The organism is Arcobacter venerupis (assembly GCF_013201665.1).
Taxonomy (GTDB): domain Bacteria; phylum Campylobacterota; class Campylobacteria; order Campylobacterales; family Arcobacteraceae; genus Aliarcobacter; species Aliarcobacter venerupis.
In genome coordinates this window covers 2,067,047-2,087,333 of sequence record NZ_CP053840.1, presented here as the reverse complement: position 1 = coordinate 2,087,333, position 20,287 = coordinate 2,067,047, and the positions used below count along the sequence as shown (strand labels likewise).

Annotated in this window: 25 protein-coding genes; 19 read left to right on the top strand and 6 right to left on the bottom strand. The window is 26.0% G+C overall.

The genetic code is table 11. The features are described 5' to 3' along the window. Positions 1-18: 18 nt before the first annotated feature. Both AVENP_RS10420 and AVENP_RS10415 read left to right on the top strand, forming a co-directional pair. The gene (locus AVENP_RS10420) at positions 19-405 is read left to right on the top strand and encodes a DUF423 domain-containing protein (RefSeq protein ID WP_128357828.1); all 387 of its coding nucleotides are present in this window, start codon (positions 19-21) and stop codon (positions 403-405) included. Next, complete coding sequence (locus tag AVENP_RS10415; RefSeq protein ID WP_128357829.1) at positions 406-1,167, top strand: Rossmann-fold NAD(P)-binding domain-containing protein; 762 nt, start codon at positions 406-408, stop codon at positions 1,165-1,167. It begins immediately after the preceding gene. 25 nt (positions 1,168-1,192) lie between these two features. On the opposite strand, the gene upp is transcribed toward AVENP_RS10415, so the two are convergent. Then, entirely contained in the window at positions 1,193-1,813 is a 621-nt protein-coding gene (gene upp / locus AVENP_RS10410; protein ID WP_128357830.1) for a uracil phosphoribosyltransferase, read from the bottom strand. Positions 1,814-1,929: 116 nt separating this feature from the next. Here upp and AVENP_RS10405 point away from each other — a divergent pair, with 116 nt between their 5' ends. The 9 genes from AVENP_RS10405 to AVENP_RS10365 all read left to right on the top strand — a co-directional run bounded on the left by AVENP_RS10405 (position 1,930) and on the right by AVENP_RS10365 (position 10,166). After that, complete coding sequence (locus AVENP_RS10405) at positions 1,930-3,162, top strand: uracil-xanthine permease family protein (RefSeq protein ID WP_128357831.1); 1,233 nt, start codon at positions 1,930-1,932, stop codon at positions 3,160-3,162. Between the two features lie 56 nt (positions 3,163-3,218). Next, positions 3,219-3,719, top strand: coding sequence for a YajQ family cyclic di-GMP-binding protein (locus tag AVENP_RS10400; protein WP_128357832.1), 501 nt, complete (start codon positions 3,219-3,221; stop codon positions 3,717-3,719). Between the two features lie 81 nt (positions 3,720-3,800). Further along, entirely contained in the window at positions 3,801-4,391 is a 591-nt protein-coding gene (locus AVENP_RS10395) for a LemA family protein (RefSeq protein ID WP_128357833.1), read from the top strand. Between the two features lie 3 nt (positions 4,392-4,394). After that, a complete protein-coding gene (locus AVENP_RS10390; RefSeq protein ID WP_128357834.1) occupies positions 4,395-6,314 on the top strand; it encodes a M48 family metalloprotease in 1,920 nt (639 codons plus the stop codon). Between the two features lie 232 nt (positions 6,315-6,546). Next, positions 6,547-7,155: a hypothetical protein gene (locus AVENP_RS10385; RefSeq protein ID WP_228201839.1), complete on the top strand. Its 609-nt coding sequence runs from the start codon at positions 6,547-6,549 to the stop codon at positions 7,153-7,155. A gap of 62 nt (positions 7,156-7,217) precedes the next feature. Beyond that, on the top strand, positions 7,218-7,877 hold the full coding sequence (locus AVENP_RS10380; protein ID WP_128357836.1) for a response regulator transcription factor: 660 nt from the start codon (positions 7,218-7,220) through the stop codon (positions 7,875-7,877). Then, entirely contained in the window at positions 7,870-9,042 is a 1,173-nt protein-coding gene (locus tag AVENP_RS10375) for a sensor histidine kinase (RefSeq protein ID WP_128357837.1), read from the top strand. The genes AVENP_RS10380 and AVENP_RS10375 overlap by 8 nt, the downstream gene beginning before the upstream one ends. A gap of 48 nt (positions 9,043-9,090) precedes the next feature. After that, complete coding sequence (locus tag AVENP_RS10370; protein ID WP_128357838.1) at positions 9,091-9,675, top strand: NUDIX domain-containing protein; 585 nt, start codon at positions 9,091-9,093, stop codon at positions 9,673-9,675. Next, positions 9,672-10,166, top strand: a complete 495-nt coding sequence (locus AVENP_RS10365; RefSeq protein WP_172664289.1) for a c-type cytochrome — start codon at positions 9,672-9,674, stop codon at positions 10,164-10,166. The genes AVENP_RS10370 and AVENP_RS10365 overlap by 4 nt, the downstream gene beginning before the upstream one ends. 9 nt (positions 10,167-10,175) lie before the next feature. Here AVENP_RS10365 and AVENP_RS10360 read toward each other — a convergent pair whose 3' ends face one another. Next, on the bottom strand, positions 10,176-11,186 hold the full coding sequence (locus AVENP_RS10360) for a phospholipase A (protein ID WP_128357839.1): 1,011 nt from the start codon (positions 11,184-11,186) through the stop codon (positions 10,176-10,178). 126 nt (positions 11,187-11,312) lie between these two features. Between AVENP_RS10360 and rpe the strand changes: the two genes are divergently transcribed. From rpe to AVENP_RS10340, 4 genes are read left to right on the top strand one after another with little or no spacing between them, the layout of a single operon-like run. Beyond that, positions 11,313-11,954, top strand: a complete 642-nt coding sequence (gene rpe / locus AVENP_RS10355) for a ribulose-phosphate 3-epimerase (protein ID WP_128357840.1) — start codon at positions 11,313-11,315, stop codon at positions 11,952-11,954. Positions 11,955-11,956: 2 nt separating this feature from the next. Beyond that, complete coding sequence (locus AVENP_RS10350; protein ID WP_128357841.1) at positions 11,957-12,550, top strand: phosphoribosylanthranilate isomerase; 594 nt, start codon at positions 11,957-11,959, stop codon at positions 12,548-12,550. Next, positions 12,537-13,358 carry a 3'-5' exonuclease gene (locus AVENP_RS10345; RefSeq protein WP_128357842.1) on the top strand — a complete coding sequence of 274 codons (822 nt, stop codon included), beginning with the start codon at positions 12,537-12,539 and terminating at the stop codon, positions 13,356-13,358. Before AVENP_RS10350 ends, AVENP_RS10345 begins: the two co-directional genes overlap by 14 nt. A 1-nt stretch (position 13,359) precedes the next feature. After that, complete coding sequence (locus AVENP_RS10340; protein WP_128357843.1) at positions 13,360-13,905, top strand: HD domain-containing protein; 546 nt, start codon at positions 13,360-13,362, stop codon at positions 13,903-13,905. Positions 13,906-13,941: 36 nt separating this feature from the next. Here the strand turns inward: AVENP_RS10340 and AVENP_RS10335 are convergent, their stop codons facing one another. From AVENP_RS10335 to AVENP_RS10320, 4 genes are read right to left on the bottom strand one after another with little or no spacing between them, the layout of a single operon-like run. Then, positions 13,942-14,514 carry a 2-oxoglutarate:acceptor oxidoreductase subunit OorC gene (locus AVENP_RS10335; RefSeq protein ID WP_128357844.1) on the bottom strand — a complete coding sequence of 191 codons (573 nt, stop codon included), beginning with the start codon at positions 14,512-14,514 and terminating at the stop codon, positions 13,942-13,944. A 10-nt stretch (positions 14,515-14,524) separates the two neighbouring features. Continuing rightward, entirely contained in the window at positions 14,525-15,358 is an 834-nt protein-coding gene (locus AVENP_RS10330) for a 2-oxoglutarate ferredoxin oxidoreductase subunit beta (protein ID WP_128357845.1), read from the bottom strand. A gap of 2 nt (positions 15,359-15,360) precedes the next feature. Next, entirely contained in the window at positions 15,361-16,491 is a 1,131-nt protein-coding gene (locus AVENP_RS10325; RefSeq protein ID WP_128357846.1) for a 2-oxoglutarate synthase subunit alpha, read from the bottom strand. Between the two features lie 9 nt (positions 16,492-16,500). After that, positions 16,501-16,818, bottom strand: coding sequence for a 4Fe-4S dicluster domain-containing protein (locus AVENP_RS10320; protein ID WP_128357847.1), 318 nt, complete (start codon positions 16,816-16,818; stop codon positions 16,501-16,503). A gap of 295 nt (positions 16,819-17,113) precedes the next feature. On the opposite strand from AVENP_RS10320, the gene AVENP_RS10315 reads away from it, so the two are divergent. Genes AVENP_RS10315 through trpC form a run of 4 tightly spaced genes read left to right on the top strand, consistent with a single transcriptional unit; the run spans position 17,114 to position 20,286 of the window. Then, on the top strand, positions 17,114-17,830 hold the full coding sequence (locus AVENP_RS10315) for a tRNA1(Val) (adenine(37)-N6)-methyltransferase (RefSeq protein ID WP_128357848.1): 717 nt from the start codon (positions 17,114-17,116) through the stop codon (positions 17,828-17,830). Beyond that, complete coding sequence (locus tag AVENP_RS10310; RefSeq protein ID WP_128357849.1) at positions 17,823-18,206, top strand: YkgJ family cysteine cluster protein; 384 nt, start codon at positions 17,823-17,825, stop codon at positions 18,204-18,206. The genes AVENP_RS10315 and AVENP_RS10310 overlap by 8 nt, the downstream gene beginning before the upstream one ends. Before the next feature lie 8 nt (positions 18,207-18,214). Then, on the top strand, positions 18,215-19,498 hold the full coding sequence (locus AVENP_RS10305; RefSeq protein WP_172664288.1) for a tetratricopeptide repeat protein: 1,284 nt from the start codon (positions 18,215-18,217) through the stop codon (positions 19,496-19,498). Further along, positions 19,495-20,286 (top strand): indole-3-glycerol phosphate synthase TrpC, encoded by a 792-nt coding sequence (trpC, locus tag AVENP_RS10300; protein WP_128357851.1) that lies wholly within the window; start codon positions 19,495-19,497, stop codon positions 20,284-20,286. Before AVENP_RS10305 ends, trpC begins: the two co-directional genes overlap by 4 nt. The last annotated feature ends 1 nt before the right edge of the window (position 20,287 follow it).

The window sequence follows — 20,287 nt, the reverse complement described above, 5'->3', positions numbered from 1 at the left end:
TTTAAATTGGGGAAATATATGTTATTAAATAATAAAAATAAAACTTTCTTTGCAATTGCTTCTTTTATGATGGCTTTAGGTATTGCTTTTGGTGCTTTTGGTGCCCATGCTTTAAAAACTATCCTTGATGATTATATGTTGAAAATTTACAATACTGGCGTTCAATATCATTTTTATAATACTTTAGGACTTTTTGCTGCTTCGTTCATCTATACTTTAAAACCAGAATCAAAAAAAATATATATATCTTTATGGCTTATAATTATAGGTATGTGTATATTCTCTTTTTCTTTATATCTTTTAGCTATTTTATCAATGCCAATTTTGGGAGCAATTACTCCAATTGGTGGATCTATGCTTATTGTTGCTTGGCTTTTATTAACTTATGGAATAATAAAAGATTAAATGAAAACTTTTACTATTTTAGGTACAGGCTGGTTAGGTTTAGAACTTGCATATCAGTTAAAGAATCAATATAATATAAAGGTCTCTGCTAGAAATGAAGAAAAATCTAAATCTTTTGAGAATTTTGATTTTTCCTCTTTTGTTTTAAATGAATATGATTTCTTATTTTTAGATGAATTATTAGATACAGATTATTTATTTATAAATTATCCACCTTCAAAATTTGATGATTACCTAGGTTTTCTTGATAGAATTTATAAACATAAAAATATTAAAAATATTGAAAAAATTATATTTATTAGCTCTACTTCAATTTATCCAAATATTGAGGGTGATTTTGATGAAAATTATTTAATAAATGATTCAAGTTCAAAAATTGTATTTGAAGCTGAAAAGCTTGTAGAAAATAAAAGTGATGTGATTTTTAGAGTTTCAGGACTTGTAGGTGGAAGTAGATATTTTGGTAAGAGGTCTGCAAATAAAGTAGTTGAATTTCCCCAAAGTATAATTAATTTTGTTCACAGAAATGATGTTATTAATGCAACAAAATTTGTTATAGAAAAAAATATAAATGGAATATTTAACCTTTGCTCAAAAGAGCATCCGACAAAAAGGGATATTTATACTTTTAATTCAAAGAAATATGATTTTGAAATACCAATTTTTAATGATAATAAATCTTTTTTAAATAGAGTAATTGATGGGTCAAAAATAGAAAAATTAGGATTTGAATATAAGTATAATAATGTATTTGAGTTTTAAAAGATTAGTTTAAAACTAATCTTTTTTAGTGAGTATTAAATGCTCTATCTCCAGCATCTCCAAGACCTGGTCTAATGTAATTGTTTTCATCTAATCTTTCATCAATTTGTGCAATATAAATATCAACATCTGGATGTGCCTCTTGAACTTTTTGAACACCAAAAGGTGAACCTAAAACATTTAGGCAAATAATTCTTTTTGGATTTTTAGATTTTAAATAATCAATTCCATCTATTAATGAACCTCCTGTTGCTACCATCGGGTCTAATAATAGAACAGTTTTATTTTCTAAATTTGGGATATTTTCATAAAATAGTTTGCTTTGTGAAGTTTTCTCATCTCTTTTCATAGCTAAAAATCCACTTCTTGCATATGGTAAAGTTTTTAAAATACCTGTTAACATTGGTTCACCAGCTCTTAAAATTGGTACTAATACTAACTTTTGAACTTCTATCATTTGAACATCAAGTGGACCTTGCCAAGTGTTTATATTTTGTGAAACTGTTTCAAAATCATTTAGAGCTTCTAAAGCTATGATTCTTGAAATCTCTTCAATGGTTAATCTAAACTCATTAGATGTTGTTCTTACATCTCTTAATCTATTTACAAGATGTTTTGCAACAACATTTGTACTTTCTTTATACATAAGTAATCCTTTAAAACTTTATATTACTCAAAAATTGCTTATAAATTATATATAAATTAAATTTAATCAACGTATTATTTTGATAATATTCTGCTATAAAAAAATTAGAGGTATTTATGAAACCCACGGATTATAATTTTAGATTAAAAGATTCAATTTTAGGATTACAATTTTTATTTGTAGCCTTTGGTGCACTTGTTCTAGTGCCAATATTAACAGGACTAGATCCAAATGTAGCATTGTTTACAGCAGGAATTGGTACTTTAGTTTTCCAATTTGTAAATAGATCTTGTGTTCCACCTATTTTTCTTGCATCTTCTTTTGCATTTATTGCTCCTATTTCTTATGGGGTTGCTACGTGGGGAATTCCAGCAACTATGTCAGGGCTTGTTGCTGCTGGTTTTTTATATGTTGTTCTTAGTTTTTTAATTAGACTAAAAGGTGATGATTTTTTGCATAAGCTTCTTCCTTCAGTTGTTGTTGGGCCTGTAATCATCTCTATTGGACTTATCTTATCTCCAGTTGCAGTTAATATGGCAATGGGAAAAACAGGTGATGGTTCAGTTGTTTTAATACCTTTTGATCAAGCAATTATTATTTCTATGGTTGCTTTATTTATTACTATTTTAGTTTCACTTCTTGGAAAAGGTATATTTAAATTAGTACCTATTTTATTAGGAATTATTGGTGGATATATCGTATCTTTATATTTTGGATTAGTTGATTTCTCAGGTATTGCTAAAGCTTCTTGGGTTTCAATGCCAAATTTTGTTGCACCTGAGTTTAATTGGCAAGCTATTGTTTATATTTTACCAATTGCAATTGCTCCTGCAATTGAGCATATTGGAGATATTTTAGCAATTTCAAATGTTACTAAACAAGATTATTTAAAAAAGCCAGGTTTGAAAAATACACTTTTAGGTGATGGATTAGCAACTTCTGTAGCTTGTCTTTTTGGAGGACCTCCCAATACTACATATTCTGAAGTTACAGGTGCTGTGACGGTTACAAAAGCTTATAATCCAGCTATTATGACCTGGGCTGCAATTTGTGCTATTTTATTAGCATTTGTTGGAAAATTAGGAGCTATTCTTGCAACTATTCCTGTTCCTGTTATGGGTGGAATTATGTTGTTACTTTTTGGAATTATTGCAACATTAGGAATTAGTACTTTATCAAGAGCAAATATTGATTTCTCATGTCCTAGAAATATGGCTATTGTTTCTATGATTTTAGTATTTTCTATTGGTGGAATGACATTTAATTTTGGTGGTGTACCTTTTGCTGGTATTGGACTTGGTGCAATAGTTGGAATTATTTTAAATCTTGTTTTACCAAAAGCTTTATAAAAAAATGTTAAAATTTAAGAAATCAATAAAATAATTAATTTTAAAAGGATATAGCAATGGCAGTAAAAGAACATCAATTTGACATCTCTGCAAAATTAGATATGCAAGAGATGAAAAATGCGGTTATTCAATCACAAAAAGAGATTGACACTAGATATGATTTTAAAGGTATTTCTAAAGAGTTAGACTTAAATGTAGGAGCTAAAACTTTAACATTAATCTCTTCAAGTGATAATAAAATAGATGCAATGAGAGATATTTTAATTTCAAAAATGAATAAAAGAGGAATATCAATAAATTCACTTGAAGAGTTAAAAAAAGAGGATTCAAGTGGTGGAAATAGAAAATATTCATACAAAATTATTGATAGTATTGAAAAAGATGAAGCAAAAAGAATTCAAACAGAAATAAAAAATTTAAAATTAAAAGTATCTGCTGTTAATCAAGGTGATGAGATTAGAGTAACTGGAAAAAATATTGATGATTTACAAAATATTATGAAACATTTAAAATCACTTGATTTTAAAGCTCCTTTAGTATTTGATAATTTTAGATAAACGTAATTTTAACCTTTAAATTAATAAAATAATTATTTAGAATATAATATGATGTTCAAATAATTATTTTAAAGGTTTACAATGGATACATCAACAATTCTTTGGATTTTACTTCCACTACTTCTGATATACTTAATTTATATCTACAATAATCTTGTTTCTTTAAATGCAAAACAAAAAAACTTCTTTTCTCAAATAGATATACAATTAAAAAGAAGATATGACTTAATTCCTAATTTAGTTGAAACTGCAAAAAAATATATGCAACATGAAGAAGAAACTTTAACAAAAGTAATAGAAGCTAGAAATATTGCTAAAAATTCTTTGGCAGAAGTTCAAAAGAATTTTAACTCACAAAATATAAAAAATTTAATTGAAAAAGAGAATGGGTTTATAAGTGCTTTAAGTGGTTTATCTTTTGTTATGGAAGATTATCCAGAGTTAAAAGCAGATTCTATTATAAAAAATTTACAAGAAGAGTTATCTTCAACTGAAAATAAAATTGCTTTTGCAAGACAAGCTTATAATGATAGTGTTATGAGATATAACATTTTTAGACAATCATTTCCTAATAATATATTTTCAAATATTTTTGGACACAGTATAGATGCAAATTTATTACAATTTGAAGATACAAGTGAAATAAGAAAATCTGTAAAAGTTTCATTTTAAAAGATGGATTTTTTCGAACAGCAAGTAATTGCAAGGAAAAAAAGTTATTTATTAATCTTTTTATTTATTTTTTCAATAGTTTTCTTAGTGGCACTTTCAAATATTATTATTTTTTCTTTTTACTCTTATTTTAATAATGACTCAATAATTAATTTTTACAAATATTGGCATTTAAAAACATTTTTATTTATTACTATACCACTTGTTTTTATTATATTAATAAGTACTTTTTTTAAATTAAGAGAATTTAGTGATATTTCTAAACTCTCATTACACTATTTTGATGCAAAGTTAGTCAAATTAAATAATTGTACAAGTAATGAAAAAATTTTATTAAATATTGTCTCTGAAATGTCAATAGCTTCTGGTATCCCTATTTTAAAAGTTTATACCATTGAAGATTTTGGTGTTAACTCATTTGTTATTGGAAATGATATTTCTGATGCTTCTATTTTAATCACAAGTACTTCTTTGGAAGTTTTATCAAGGGATGAACTTCAATCTATGATTGCTTTTGAATTTGCGAAAGTATTCACAGAAAATATGCAATTAAATATGAAGTTGGTTGCTTTAACGTACTCATTTTTACAAATATTTTTAATTGGTAAATCTTTATTTCATGGAATATTTTATTCTATAAGTGATGCAAAACAAAATGATGAAATATCTTTAATTCATATTATTCTTTGGATATTTATGTTTATTATTGGTATTTTCTTTTTGATTTTTGGCTGTATGGGATATATTGTAGGTATGTTTATTAAGTTCTTAATTATAAAAGAGAGAATTTATTTAAATGATTCAATTACAATAGAATATACTAGGAACCCAATATCTTTTATTAGATTATTAAAAAAATCGAATCATTATCAATCATATAATAATTTTTCTGAGTTATTTGAACACTCATATTTTATTCAAACAAATAATGATTTATTTTCAAAAATTTTTAATTTATATCCTGATGTTTTAAATAGAATTGAAAGATTAGCAAATGATGGAATTTATGATCCTTTAATAATAAAAGATGAGAATTTAGAATTTTCTAATGAAGAAAATTACAAAAATAAAGAGAAAAAATCTAAAAAAGATATTTTAATAAATTCTATAACTGGAATTGTTATTCTTGATAATTTTAATGCAATTGAAGATTATGCAAAAAAAATGAGTTTAGGTAGAGAAATTTTACCAAAAGAGTTAAATCTCTTTTTTGAAGATATAAAAAGTACAAAAGCCTTGATTATTGGACTTTTATTAAGTAGTGATATTTTACATAGAAATAAACAACTTGAACTAATAGAAATAGATGAAATAAAAGATATTGTAATTAAAAACTATGAAACTATTAACTCATATAAATATGAATTTAATCTATTGATAATGCAACAATCTTTATTGATTTTACAAGATATGAGTATTAATGAATATAGAAGTTTTAGAACCTTATTAAATAATATAATTTATTTAGATTCAATTGCAGAAGTTTATGAATTAAATATTGAGATAATTATATTAAGACAATTAGATTTTCATTTTAATTTGCGTGAAAATGAAAGTGAAAAGTTTTTTTATTATGAAGATATTAAATACTCTTTCGAAATATTTTTATCTGTATTAGCTTACACGCAAGACAGATCAGATATCAAAGCAATTGATAGTTTTAATTCAGCAATCAAATATGAGAATATAAGCTCTTTAGAATTAATTAAAAAAGATGAAATATCTAATAGATTGTTAAAACAAGCTATTAAAGATTTAAGTTTTTGTTCTTTTGAATTAAGAAAAAAGATATTAAATGCTTCTATTATCTGCTTATCTAATGATAATATTATTGAAAATTGGGAAATAGATCTTATTTATTCTATTTCAATAATTCTAAAAATTCCATTTCCATTTTTAAATCAAAAAAATTCTAATCTTTAAATAATTTACAAATAATTAATATATAATTCATCTTTTAAATAAAGGATGAATTATAGAACTCATTATAATAAAAGCAATCACAGTTGTATTTCTTGTTTTATCACTTAGCTTTATAGCTGAAAAAGTTAGCCCAAAAATTTCTGGCGTTCTTTCTGGTCTTCCTATTGGAAGTTCAATCACTCTTATATTTTTTGCTTTAGAAAATGGTGTAGATTATGTTACAAAGGTAGCTTTGTACAATATTCATGGTCTTTTTGCTGCACTTGCATTTTCTATTGGATATTACATTAGTACTTTTTATAAGGGAAAATTTGAAATATTTTTAAGCCTTTTTATCTCTTTTATCTCTTATTTAATAATCGCATTTATTTTAGCTTATGTTCCTCCCCATGTTGTTTTAACACCTTTAATTGTTATAATCTTAATGATAATAGCATCAATTTATTTTGCAAAAAAAGAGAACTTTACAATTGACAAAAAAATAAAAACTTCACTTTCTGATATATTTTTTAGGTCACTTTTAACAATTACTATTTTTTTAATAATTTCAAGTTTACCCAAATATGTTCCTTCAAATATAGCAGGAATTTTTTCTTCATTTCCAACTATTTTATTACCATTACTTTTAATTATTCATTTCAGACATAGTAATTTACAAGCAAGAACAATAATAAAAAATACTCCATTTGGATTAAGTTCAGTAGTAATTTATTCTTTAGTAGTATATTTGAGTTATGCAAAAATAGGAATACTTTATGGAACAATTGTATCTTTTGTTGCATCATTAATATATGTAGTATTGCAGGGAAAAATTCTAAAATTTTTTAAATTAATAAAATAATTAATGTACACGGGAAGTAAACAAAATTTGAATATAATAAAAATTATACATTAGGATTTTATATGAGAGTTTTGTTGTTAGAAGATGATGTTGCTTTAAGCGATTTATTAAATGAGCATTTAGAAGATAAGGGGTTTGATGTAACCTTATGTACAAATGGTCAAGATGCTTTAGAATCTTTAATTGATCAAAAATTTGACATTGCATTACTTGATATTAATACTCCAGAAATTAGTGGAATTGAAGTTTTAAAAACTATCAGAAAAGAGTATAAAAATAATACTCCAGCAATCATTTTAACTGCATATCAAGATACAAAACATTTAAAAGAATCTTTTGAAAATGGTGTTGATGATTATATTAAAAAACCTTTTGATTTAGAAGAGTTAGATCAAAGAATACTAAGACTTTGTAGACAGTTTTTTATTAACCAAGATGATAAAATTAAGATTGATGAAAATATTTTCTTTGAACCACAAACTTGTCAAGTCTTTAAAAATGATAAGATTATTAATATTGCACAAAAAGAAAGAGACATTTTAAAATATTTTTGTACACATAAAAATAGAGTAATTTCTAGTGATGAACTTTTACAAAATATTTGGGCATATGATGAAATGCCAACTGATGCGACAATTAGAGTTTATATAAAAAATCTCAGAGAAATAGTTGGAAAAGAAAAAATCACCACAATCAGAGCTGTAGGATATAAATTTGAATAATGATGAAAAAAATGCACTTAGAAATTTTTTATTTATTTATGTAACATCTACACTATTTTTGGTTAGTGTAATTTTATATATTTATTATGGTAATGAGCTAAAAATGGCTCAAGAAACTTGTAATATGGAACTTAAAAATGCTTCTATGCAAATAAAAGCTGATATATTAGATAAGTATATGAAAAATAAAGATTTTACTCCTGAAAAATTTCCAAAAGAAAATATAAGATATGCACTTATGGATAAAGATAAAAATCTTATTTTTTCATATTTAGATGATAAATTTAAAATAAATTATTCAAAAGATATTTACGAAAATAGTTCTTATAACTATTTTATAACAACAATCAATGAAGAAAATATTCCAATAAAATATATCGTCATGGAAAGTTGTCAACTTCAAAGAGATAAAAATGATATTAAAATATTACTGCTTATTAAATTAGTTATTAGTTCAATATTTATAGCTTGTATTGGTTATTTATTATCAAAAATATTATTAAATCCAGCAAGAAAAAGAGTTGAATCTATGGATAAATTTATAAAAGATTCAGCTCATGAGTTAAATACTCCAATTGCAGTTTTGATGACTTCTGTTTCCATGTTAAAAGGTGGAAAAAATCCTGAAAAAATGATGAAATATATATTAAGTAGTAGCAAACAAATTTCTCAAATATATAATGATATTCATTTTTCAGCCTTTAATGAAATCAATGAAGATGTTTTTGAAGAGTTTGACTTAAAAGATTTAGTTGCTGAAAGCGTAGATTATTTTAATGATATTTCAATTACAAAAAATATAAAAATTGATTCCATACTCTTTAGTTGTTTTATAAAAATGGATAAAACAAAAACACAAAAATTAGTAAATAATATCATTTCAAATGCAATTAAATATAGTTATAAAGATTCAAATATTGAGGTTGTTTTAGAAAATAATATTTTATCTGTGAAAGATTTTGGGAGAGGAATTACACAAGAGGAGCAAAAAGAAATTTTTAAAAGATATAAAAGAGGAAATAATAATGAAGGTGGCTTTGGTATAGGTTTAGATATTGTAAAAAGAATTTGTATAGAATACAATTTACATCTTAATTTAAAATCTGAACCCAAAAAACAAACCATATTTGAAGTGGACTTTTCTTCAATAGTAAATAAAAAGTAAATTGAATAAATTTTTTGTTAGAATACGAAAAAACTAAAAAGATAATAAATGATAAATGAAATTAAAGATTTAGAGATTAGTGAACTAAAAGATACAAAATTTATTCATCCTTTTAAATTAAGTTACAAGCAAAATGGCAGAAATAAAACATGGGAAGCAATACGAAGTCATAATAGTGTTGCTGTGCTTTTATATCATACTGAAAAAAATGCTTTTTTACTTGTAAAACAATTTCGTGCACCAGTTTTTTTAAATGATAGTTCAAAAACATTTACTTATGAATTATGTGCTGGATTAGTTGATAAAAACAAATCATTAGAAGAGATAGTAAAAGAAGAGATAGATGAAGAGTGTGGTTTTAAAGTTAGTTTAAGTGATATTGTAAAAGTTACATCATTTTATACAAGTGTTGGAATAAGTGGAGCTTGTCAATATCTTTTTTTTGCTAAGATTGATGATTCTATGAAAATACATGATGGTGGTGGAATAAATGATGAAGAGATCGAAGTTATGTATTTGCCAATAGAAAAAAGTGATGAATTTATTTTTGATGAATCAAAGGCAAAAACTCCTGGTTTAATGTTTGGTTTTTATTGGTTTTTAAAAAATAAAGATAAATTAGGAATTAAATGAAATATATAATTATCTTTTTTTTATTTTTTTATTTTTATTCATATGCAAATGAAGCTGAACAATATCAATTAGAAAATAAACAAGAACAAATTACGGAACCTGTAAAAAAGCAAGAAGATTTAATGGATATTAATAATTCATTTATCACAAAATATGAATATGGGAAAATGTTATATAATAATCCTAGAGGAATAGGGTGCAATAGTTGTCATGGAAATGATGCAAGAGGCAAAAAAATGGTTGATTTTAAACATCAAATTTCAGATAAAAAAGTTTTTAATTGCACTTTAATTGTACCTGATATAAAAAGTATTGATTATGAAACTTTTTCAACAAAGGTAAATTCTAAGAAAAATCCAAATTTAAAATTTGAAAAAGAACAAGTTTGTGAAAAATTAATTTATTATGCAAATGTAATGCCAACTTACTTCTTAGTTGAAGAAGAGATTGAAGCTATTTTTTATTATATACAAAATATAAAGACTAAATAATTTAGTCTTTTATCTTGAAAAAGCAATCCCTAATCCTATTTTTTGTACTTCTCTATCATAATCAATTAAACTATTTCCATAACCTGAATATATTTGAAATAATCCATACGCATTATTTGTAGATAAGAATTCAGGTAAAGGAAAAGTCCAGTTTAACTCAGCTGAGCCTTTATTAGCACTATTAAATTCTAAGTTATCTCGTAATGACAATTCAAAAGTATGCTTTTTATAAGCGTAAAGAAAAGTTAATTCACCATTTCCATAATAATCTTCAATATCAGAATTATCATCTTCATTTTCATTTTCAGGAATTCTATACCAAATTTTTGGAATTATAAATAAACTTGATAATTGAAAGTAACTTTCAATATATATTCTATTCCATGATCTTGAAAGTTCATCATTTTTACCATTTGAAACATGATTTAGTGCAATTTTATAACCTTTTAATACATTTCCTCTATCATATGGGAATTGAATAAATATTTCTGGTTCATAATTAGTTTCTCTAAATGGAGAGGAATCAGCTGTTGTTTGCCAAAAAGATCTTTGTGTATATGCAGCACTAACTGTTTCATTTAGTCCAAAAAAGTCATATGAAATTGGTTTTTCAATACTTATTTGAAAAGATGTTTCAATGGATTTTCGATCATCTGATTTATTAAAATCATATGTTGCAGGTAATAGATAATTTTTTTTATAAGGATATAAATCAAAATCACCTGTAATTATTTGTTTTAAATTTTCATCAGTTTCTTTATCATTAACTTTATCAATTTGTTTTTGATAAAATGCTTTTTTCATATTTGTAAAAGATTCACCTTTTTGATTATCATTTTTTGATAAATCAAATAAATATTTATCTTCTTTAGAAACATTAATATTGGCAGCTTTTTTGTATAAAAGCATTGCTTCTTTATAATTTCCTTGATCTTCTAAGTTTTGAGCTTCTTCATAAAGCTTATCAATGTTATCTGAAAAACACAAAGTACATATAAATAAGGGGAGAAATCTTTTCATTATTTGCCAATTTATTTTTTTGATACATTCTACATCAAAAAATATTATATGTTTATTTTTATACTTTATATAAAGAGTTTAAATGATATAATCGGGCAAAATTTAGAAAAAAAAGGTTAGAAAAAGATGCTCGTAGCACCTTCTATATTATCAGCAGATTTTGGAAATTTAGCTAGTGAAATAAAAGCAATTTGTGATGGTGGATGTGATTTAATTCATGTAGATGTTATGGATGGACATTTTGTTCCAAATATGACAATTGGACCTGTTGTTGTAAATCCTGTTTCAAAAGTTGCAACAAAACCTCTTGATATTCATCTTATGGTTGAAGATAATACATTTTTTGTAGAGCTTTTTGCCCCTTGTAAACCTCTTTATATTTCATTTCATATAGAAAGTGAAAATCATCCTCACAGACTTATTCAAAAAATTAGAGATTATGGAATCAAACCTGCAATTGTTTTAAATCCTCATACTCCACCAGAAGCCATAGAATATTTGTTAGAAGATTTAGATATGGTTTTATTAATGTCTGTAAATCCAGGATTTGGTGGACAAAAATTTATTTCAAGTGTTATTGAAAAAGCTAAAAAGCTAAAAGAATTAATTAATAAAAGAAATCCAAATTGTTTAATAGAAGTAGATGGTGGAGTAAATGATAAAAATATTCACTTATTAAAAGAAGCTGGTGTTGATGTTGTTGTTGCTGGATCTTATGTATTTGGTAATAGTGATTATTCTAAAGCCATAAAAAGTTTGCAGGTTTAAAAATGAGAGTAAAAATTTGTGGAATAACTAATCTACAAGATGCCCTTGATGCTATAAATGCAGGAGCAAATGCACTAGGTTTTGTTTTTTATACAAATTCTCCACGATATATAAGTCCCCTAAATGCTAAAGAAATTGTTGAAAAAATACCTCCTTTTATTCAAACAGTAGGGCTTTTTGTAAATGAGAATGAAACTTTTATAAATGAAGTTTGCAAAGAAGCAAAAATGCAATTAGCTCAAATAATTGATGATAATGATATTTTAAATTATGAATTATTAGAAATTAAATTTATTAAAGTAATAAGAATAGAATCAAAAAAAGATTTAAAAAATTTGAGTAAAGATTACTATTTAATTGATGCTTTTGTTGAAAGTTTTGGAGGAGAAGGGAAAAGAGTTGCTCTTGAATGGTTTGAAAATATTGATTGTTCGAAGTTTATTTTAGCTGGTGGATTAAATTCAGATAATTTAAAAGAGTTAAATGGTTTTGATTTTTATGGAGTTGATGTAAGTAGTGGAGTTGAAGAATCAAAAGGCAAAAAGTCAAAACAGAAAATGATAGATTTTGTAAAAGAGGCAAATGAAATCAAATAAAAGGATAATTCCTAAACCTCAATTTAAACAACAAAATATTTTTAATAGATTATTAAAAGAACCAATTTTATATGCAGAGTTTTTAGAACTATTGAAAATTGCAACGGATTCTTTTTATGAAACTCCAGAGCTTGAATTTGAGTTACTTTTATCAAATGGTTTACCATTAGAATTTGACGGAGATTTTGTTTTTTTAAAGACTTCAAAAACACCAATAAAAGAACAAACTTTTTGTATTGTTGATATAGAAACAAATGGTGGAAGTGTAAAAAAAGGTCATCAAATTATTGAACTGGGAGCCGTTAAATATAAAAATGGTGAGATTATTGATAAATTTGAATCTTTAGTTTTTGCAAAAGAGATTCCACCTTATGTTCAAGAAGTTACAAAAATAAATCCTAAAATGTTAGAATCAGCACCAAGACTTGAAAAAGTACTTCAGGAATTTAAGCTTTTTTTAGAAGATGACGTTTTTATTGCACATGATATAAAATTTGATTATACATTTGTTTCTGATTCATTTGAAAAGTTTAATTTAGGAAAACTTTTAAATAGAAAAATTTGTTCTATTGATTTGGCAAAAAGAACTATTGAATCAGAAAAATATGGTTTGAGTTTTTTAAAAGAGTTGCTAAGTATAGAGATTGATAACCATCATAGAGCATATTATGATGCTTTGACTACTACTGTTGTTTTTGAAAAAAGTTTATCAAACCTTGATAAAAAAGTTAAAACGGTAGAAGATTTAATTACTTTTTCTAAAAGTGATAATGTAATAAATAATCAAAACAAAAAAGAGAATAAATAAGATGTTTTCACAAGAAAATTTTGTAGAAGTTCTTAACTTTGCAGCTCTTGCTCATGGTGAACAAAAAACTCCAAAGGGTTTGCCATATCTTGCTCATATTACCTGTGTTGCAATGGAAGTAATTAATGCTTGTGAAAAGTCATCACTAGATGAAGCAAAAGCTAATTTAGCAATCTCTTGTGCTTTACTACATGATGTAATTGAAGATACAAATATTACTTATGATGAATTGTATATGAAATTTGGTGAAGATGTTGCAAATGGTGTTGAAGCACTTAGTAAAGATATAACATTAAATTCTAAACAAGCACAAATGAAAGATAGTATTGAGCGATTGCTTACTCAATCTTATGAAGTTCAAATGGTAAAATTAGCTGATAGAATTACAAATTTACAAGCTCCTCCCGAACATTGGGATAATGAAAAAATAAAGAATTATCAAAAAGAAGCAAGTTTTATTTTATCTTGTTTAGGTAATTCAAATATTTATTTAGCTAATAGATTAAAAGAAAAAATTGAAGATTATAAAAAATATATAAAAGAGTAATAAAGTTTTAAAACAAAAGCCCTAGGGCTTTTTGTTTTATGCAGTTGCTTCTGCAGCTTCTTTAGCGTATTTAAGACCTAAATCAAAAGCTTTGTTATTTATTTCATGTACTTTTTCAGGTACTTTTGAAAGCATTGTTTTTCTTAATACATCATTTGATACAGTTTCGCCTGTAAAGTAGTTAGCCATTGCTAATGCTAAAACTGATTGAGTAATAACATTCCCAACTTCTTCTTTTGCAATAGTAATAATTGGAATCTCATAGATTTTCCATCTTTTTCTATCTTCTTCAGTTGGAGTAACTAAATTTGGCTCAACAACGATAACTCCACCTTCTTTTACACCATTTTTAAATTGGTTATAAGAAATTTGCGCAACTGATAACATGAAATCAATTTCACCATCATTTGCATAAGGATATAAAATTTCGTCGTCTTGTAAAGTAATATCAACAACAGTTGGTCCACCTCTTACTTGAGATGTATAAGTAGCTGTTTTTAAACCATATCCACCATCATTGATTTTTGCAGCAGCGAAAATTGATCCTGCAAGAAGTACACCTTGTCCACCAACACCTGTAAATCTCATTAATGTTTTATTTGTTGCCATGTGTATCTCCTTATAATTGAACCATAGTTTTATTTTTATGAGCTTCTTTTACTTTTTCATAAGCTTCACAATATTCCATTGCTTCAGTATCATGTTTTAAGATACCTGTAGGGAAAATACCTTTTTGTTCTTCAGGCTCTAATTTATCAAATTTAGTTTTAGCCATAGAAATAGAATCAATCCATTCTAAATTTGCCATAGCAGTTGCCATTTTATTTTTTCTTCCTAAGTTAACGTGACAGTTAGAAAATACTTCAATAAATGAGAATCCTTTATGTTCAAAACCTTTAACTAAAACTCTTTCAAGTTTTTTAGGATCAAGCATAGTTTCTCTTGCAACAAATGATGCACCTGCTGCTTCTACTAATTTACAAGCATCAAAAGTAGGGTCAATATTTCCTCTACTCATTGTAACTGTCCACATACCTTGAGGAGTTGTAGGAGATGTTTGAGAGTTTGTTAATCCATAGATGAAGTTATTGATAATAATATAATTTAAGTCAATGTTTCTTCTTGATGCATGAATCGTATGATTTCCACCAATTGCTAGACCATCACCGTCTCCACCAACAACAATAACTTTTTTATCTGGATTAGCTAATTTAATACCAGTTGCATATGCTAAAGTTCTTCCGTGAGTTGTGTGAACAGTATTACAGTTGATATAAGAAGAGAATCTTCCTGAACATCCAATACCTGAAACTACACAAACATCGTCCATATTCCAACCAATTTTTTCGATAGCTCTAATTACAGATTTTAAAATAACTCCATCACCACATCCCCAACACCATAGTGTTGGCATTTTGTCTGTTCTTAAATATTCATCATAATTAAATGCCATGATTACATTCCTTTCACTTTTTCAATAATTTCTAGAGGAGATAATGGTCTACCATTTACTTTGAATAATGTATCAAAATCTGATCTTCCAGATGCTCTTTGTACTTCATCTGCAAATTGTCCCATATTTAACTCAGTTACTAATACTTTGTCAAATTTAGTCATCAATTCTTTAATTCTTTTTGCTGGACTTGGCCAAATTGTTAATGGTCTAAACATACCAACTTTCATTCCTTCTGCTCTCATTCTATTGATAGCTTCTGTTACACCTAATGAAACAGAACCATAAGCGATAATCATGATATCAGCATCTTCTAACATATACTCTTCATTTAATTCTAATTCATCTAAGTGAGCATCAACTTTATTGAATAGTCTTTTCATTAAAGCATCACACATATCAGCATCTTCAGTTGGATGACCTGTTGGTCCATGGTGAAGACCTGTAAAGTGGTATCTATATCCTTCAAACATTGGATTTAATACAGCAGGCTCATCAGCACCAACACCGTAAGGTTTATAATCTTTTTTATCTCCAGTAAATTTCTTTCTAGAGATTTTTTGTGCTTGAACTTCATCTAAGTCAGGAATAGTTGCTCTTCCACTCATGTGACCAATTGTTTCATCTAATAAAACGAATACTGGTTGCATAAATCTATCAGCTAAGTTAAATGCTCTTACAGTTTCTGTATAACATTCTCTTAAGTTACCTGGAACTAAAGTAATTGATTTAACATCACCATGAGTAGGATTTTTTGCTTGTAATAAGTCACCTTGAGCAACTCTTGTAGGAAGACCAGTTGATGGACCACCTCTCATTACATTTACTACAACTAAAGGAACTTCTGAAATATATCCCACACCTAAGTTTTCTGCTTTTAAAGAAATCCCTGGTCCTGAAGTTGCAGTCATTGATCTTTTTCCAGACATTGCAGCACCAATTGCTGTACAAATTCCTGCAATCTCATCTTCCATTTGGATACATGCATGCCCTCTAGCTGGTAATGCAGAAGAAAGTACATGCATTATTTCACTTGAAGGAGTAATAGGGTATCCACCAAAAAACTCAACATCAGCATCAATTGCAGCTTTAGCTGCTAGTTCATTACCTGTTGAAATTATTTCTCTTGCCATTAATTCTCCTTACGCCTCTAGTTCTCTATAATTATTTTTTATAACCGCTTCTCTTCTCTCTTTTGCTTCATCTGTAAGTTTTGCAAATTTGAATTCTTTTTTATCAGCAACATAAATTGCAAAATCAGGACATGATAGTTCGCAATCAGTACAACCAATACATGATTCTGGGTGAACAACTTTAATCATTGAACCTAAAGTAGAATGAACTTCTTGTCTCATAGCAAGTACGCCAGCTGGACAAACTGAAACACACTTATCACATGCTTTACATCTAGCTTCGTTAACCCAAACCGGAGTATTTGCAGGAGCTTCCATATTAGACATAATTTCTCCTTAAATTATTTTAATATCAATACTTGAATAAACTCAATATATTATCGTCAAATAATAGCTTATAATAGTTCTAAAGATTGATTAATACGCGTAATTTCTGAGTTGAATTTTACTCTTGTTACATTTTGCAACAAGAAAATAATATAAATATAAATAGAATTTTAAACAATAAGTAAGCTAGTTATATTTATTTAGTTTAATATGAAAAATTATAATTGATAATTAAATTAAAACACATATTTATTTAACTTAGATATAATAATATTAAATTTAAAAAGGAAGATTTTTGGTTTTATATCAGCCTACAAATGGCTATTGTTATAATAGTGATACACATTTTTTATATAACTTTATTGTTGAAAATTTTAAAAAATACAAAAATATAAAAGGTGAGTTGTTAGATATTGGAAGTGGAAGTGGAATTTTAGGGCTATTAGTAGCAAAAGATTTTGATAAAATAAAATTAAATCAGTGTGAAATACAAAAAATGTTTCAATTCTTCACAACAAAAAATTCAGTTACTAATAAAATAAATTCTAAATTATACGAGGGTTCTTTTGAAAATATAGAGTTTGATAAGAGATTTGATATTTGTATTTCTAATCCTCCTTTTTATCATTGTGATGTGATAAAAAGTGATAACCAGAGTTTGAAAATTGCTAGATATAATGACTCTTTACCTCTTGAAATATTTATAAAAAAAACGGCAACTATTCTAAATAGTGAGGGAAAATTCTTTTTTTGTTACGATGTAAAACAGATAAATGAGATATTATTGTTATTAAATAAATATAAATTTAATTTAGAAGCTTTACAATTTGTTCATCCAAAAGAGTCAAAAGAAGCAACTTTAATTTTAGTTTATGCAAAAAGAAATTCTAAATCATTAACAAAAATATTAAAACCATTGATAGTTTTTGATAAAAATAATGAGTTTACAGTCGAAGTGAAGGAGATATACAAAAAATCTTCAACACACAGTATAAAGGTTGATATTGAGTAATTTAGTTAAAAAAGATGGATTTAATTTTGCTTTTGAGCCAAGTGGCTGTGATAGTTGCAAAGGTAATTGTTGTATCGGTGAGAGTGGTTATATTTGGATAAATTCACAAGAAATTGAAGCCTTGGCTTTGCATAAAAAAATTTCTAGTGAAGATTTAAAAAAAAGATATTTAAATAAAATCGCCTACAAATATAGCATAAAAGAGATACAATTAGCTTCAAACAATTATGCGTGTTGTTTCTTTGATTTGGATAAAAGACAATGTTCTATTTATGAAGTAAGACCAAATCAATGTAGAACTTTCCCATTTTGGGACTATTTTAAAGAAAATGAAGAAGAGGTTTACAAAGAGTGCCCAGCTATAAAAAGTCTTTAGTACTTTGCTTGTTTTTACTACTTTTTAGTGGTTGTAGTAATAAAACATTAGAATTAGAGAATAAAAAACCAGAAAAAATAAAATTTGTAGAAGTAAAAACTAAACAATTTGATTTAGAAGATCAATATATTATGTTGGCTTTAGAATCTGAAAATCAAAGATTATATTATGATGCAAAGGAATTATATTTAAGATTATTTAATAATACAAATAATTATGAATATTTTGTAAAATATATTGCAATATCAACAAATATCAAAGATTATAAATCAGTTAAAGAGCAAGTTGCTAAATATTACTTGGATAATATTCAACAAGAAGAGATGATTTTAAGATTATATACCTTTTCATTATTTAAATTATCAGAATCAAAAGATGCTTTAATAAATGGACAAAAACTTGTTAATTTATATCCAAATGACGTTAACTTCGAACTTTTTGGAACTATATATTTACAACAAAAAGATTATGTAAAAGCATATGAATTTTTTGAAAAAGCGTTTAATATAAATAATTCAGCAAATACCTTTCTTAATTTGACAAATATTCAATATTTTAGTTTATCTCAAAAAGATGAAGCAATAAGTAGAATAGAAGAATATATCAAAGTTAATGGATATGATTTTAACTTATGTATGCAACTTTTATCTTTTTATGAAAAAGAGAAAAAGACTAATGAATTAATTTCACTATTAAAACGAATGTATTTAGATTATAAAAAAAATAATGAAACGTTAATGTTAAGTAAAACAAAGATTTTATTAATTAAATATATTGCAAAAGATAATGTTGGAAAAGCTATAGAGTTTTTAGAACAAAATAATGAAGAAGATGAAATTTTATTAAATCTTTATAGAATCACTAATCAACCACAAAAAGCTTACGATTTATTAGGTAAATTATATGTTAAATCAGAGAATTTTGATTATTTAGCTCAACAAGCAATTATTCAATTTGAGATGGCTGAAGATAAAAAAGTAATATTAAGTGAAGTAACTGCTAAATTTGAAAAAGTTTTACAAAATATGGATAATCATGTATATGAAAATTATTTAGCTTATATATTAATTGATTTTGATATAGATGTAAAAAGAGGATTAGTTTTAGTAAAAAAAGCATTAATACAAGATCCTTCTAATGTAGCATATCTTGATACTTTAGCTTGGGGTGAATATAAAGTTAAAAATTGTAAAGATGCTTACAAACAAATGAAAAAAGTTGTTGATGAAATTGGATTAGATGATAGTGAAATAAAATTACATTGGGAAAAAATTAAGGAGTGTAAAAAGTGATTTTAGATGAGATTATAGAGAAGACAAAACAAGATTTAGAGATTAGAAAAAAAGAGATAACATTGGATTTATTAGGAAGAACTCTCTCTTCAAATCCATATGCTCCAAGGGATGTAAAACCTTTTTTAAGATCTACAAAAGAAGAGCCAATTAGAATTATTGCTGAGGTTAAGAAAGCAAGTCCAAGTAAGGGAATAATAAAAGAGGATTTTGACCCAATTTTGATTGCACAAGCCTATAGTAATAGTGGAGCAAATGCAATTTCTGTATTAACTGAACCTCACTATTTTCAAGGTAATTTAGAGTATTTAACTCAAATTAGAAGATTTGTTCCAACGCCACTTTTAAGAAAAGATTTTATAGTTGATAAATATCAAATTGTTGAAGCTTTAGTTTATGGAGCTGATTTTATTTTACTTATTGCAAAAGCACTTGGAACTAAAGAGTTAAAAGAGCTTTATGAATATGCGATTCATTTAGGACTTGAAGTTTTAGTTGAAATTCACGATAAAGAAGACTTAACAAAAGCTATAAAATGTGGAGCTACGATTATTGGAATAAATCATAGAAATCTTGATACTTTTGAAATGGATATGACTTTATGTGATAAATTAATTCCTTTAATTCCAAATGGCAAAATCATTGTTGCTGAATCAGGTGTTTCTGATATTGAAGTAATAAAAAGATTAAATTCAATTGGAGCGGATGCCTTTTTAATTGGTGAGCATTTTATGAGAGTTCCTAGTATTGAAGATGAATTAAAAAAATTTAAAAATGCTTGTAACTAAG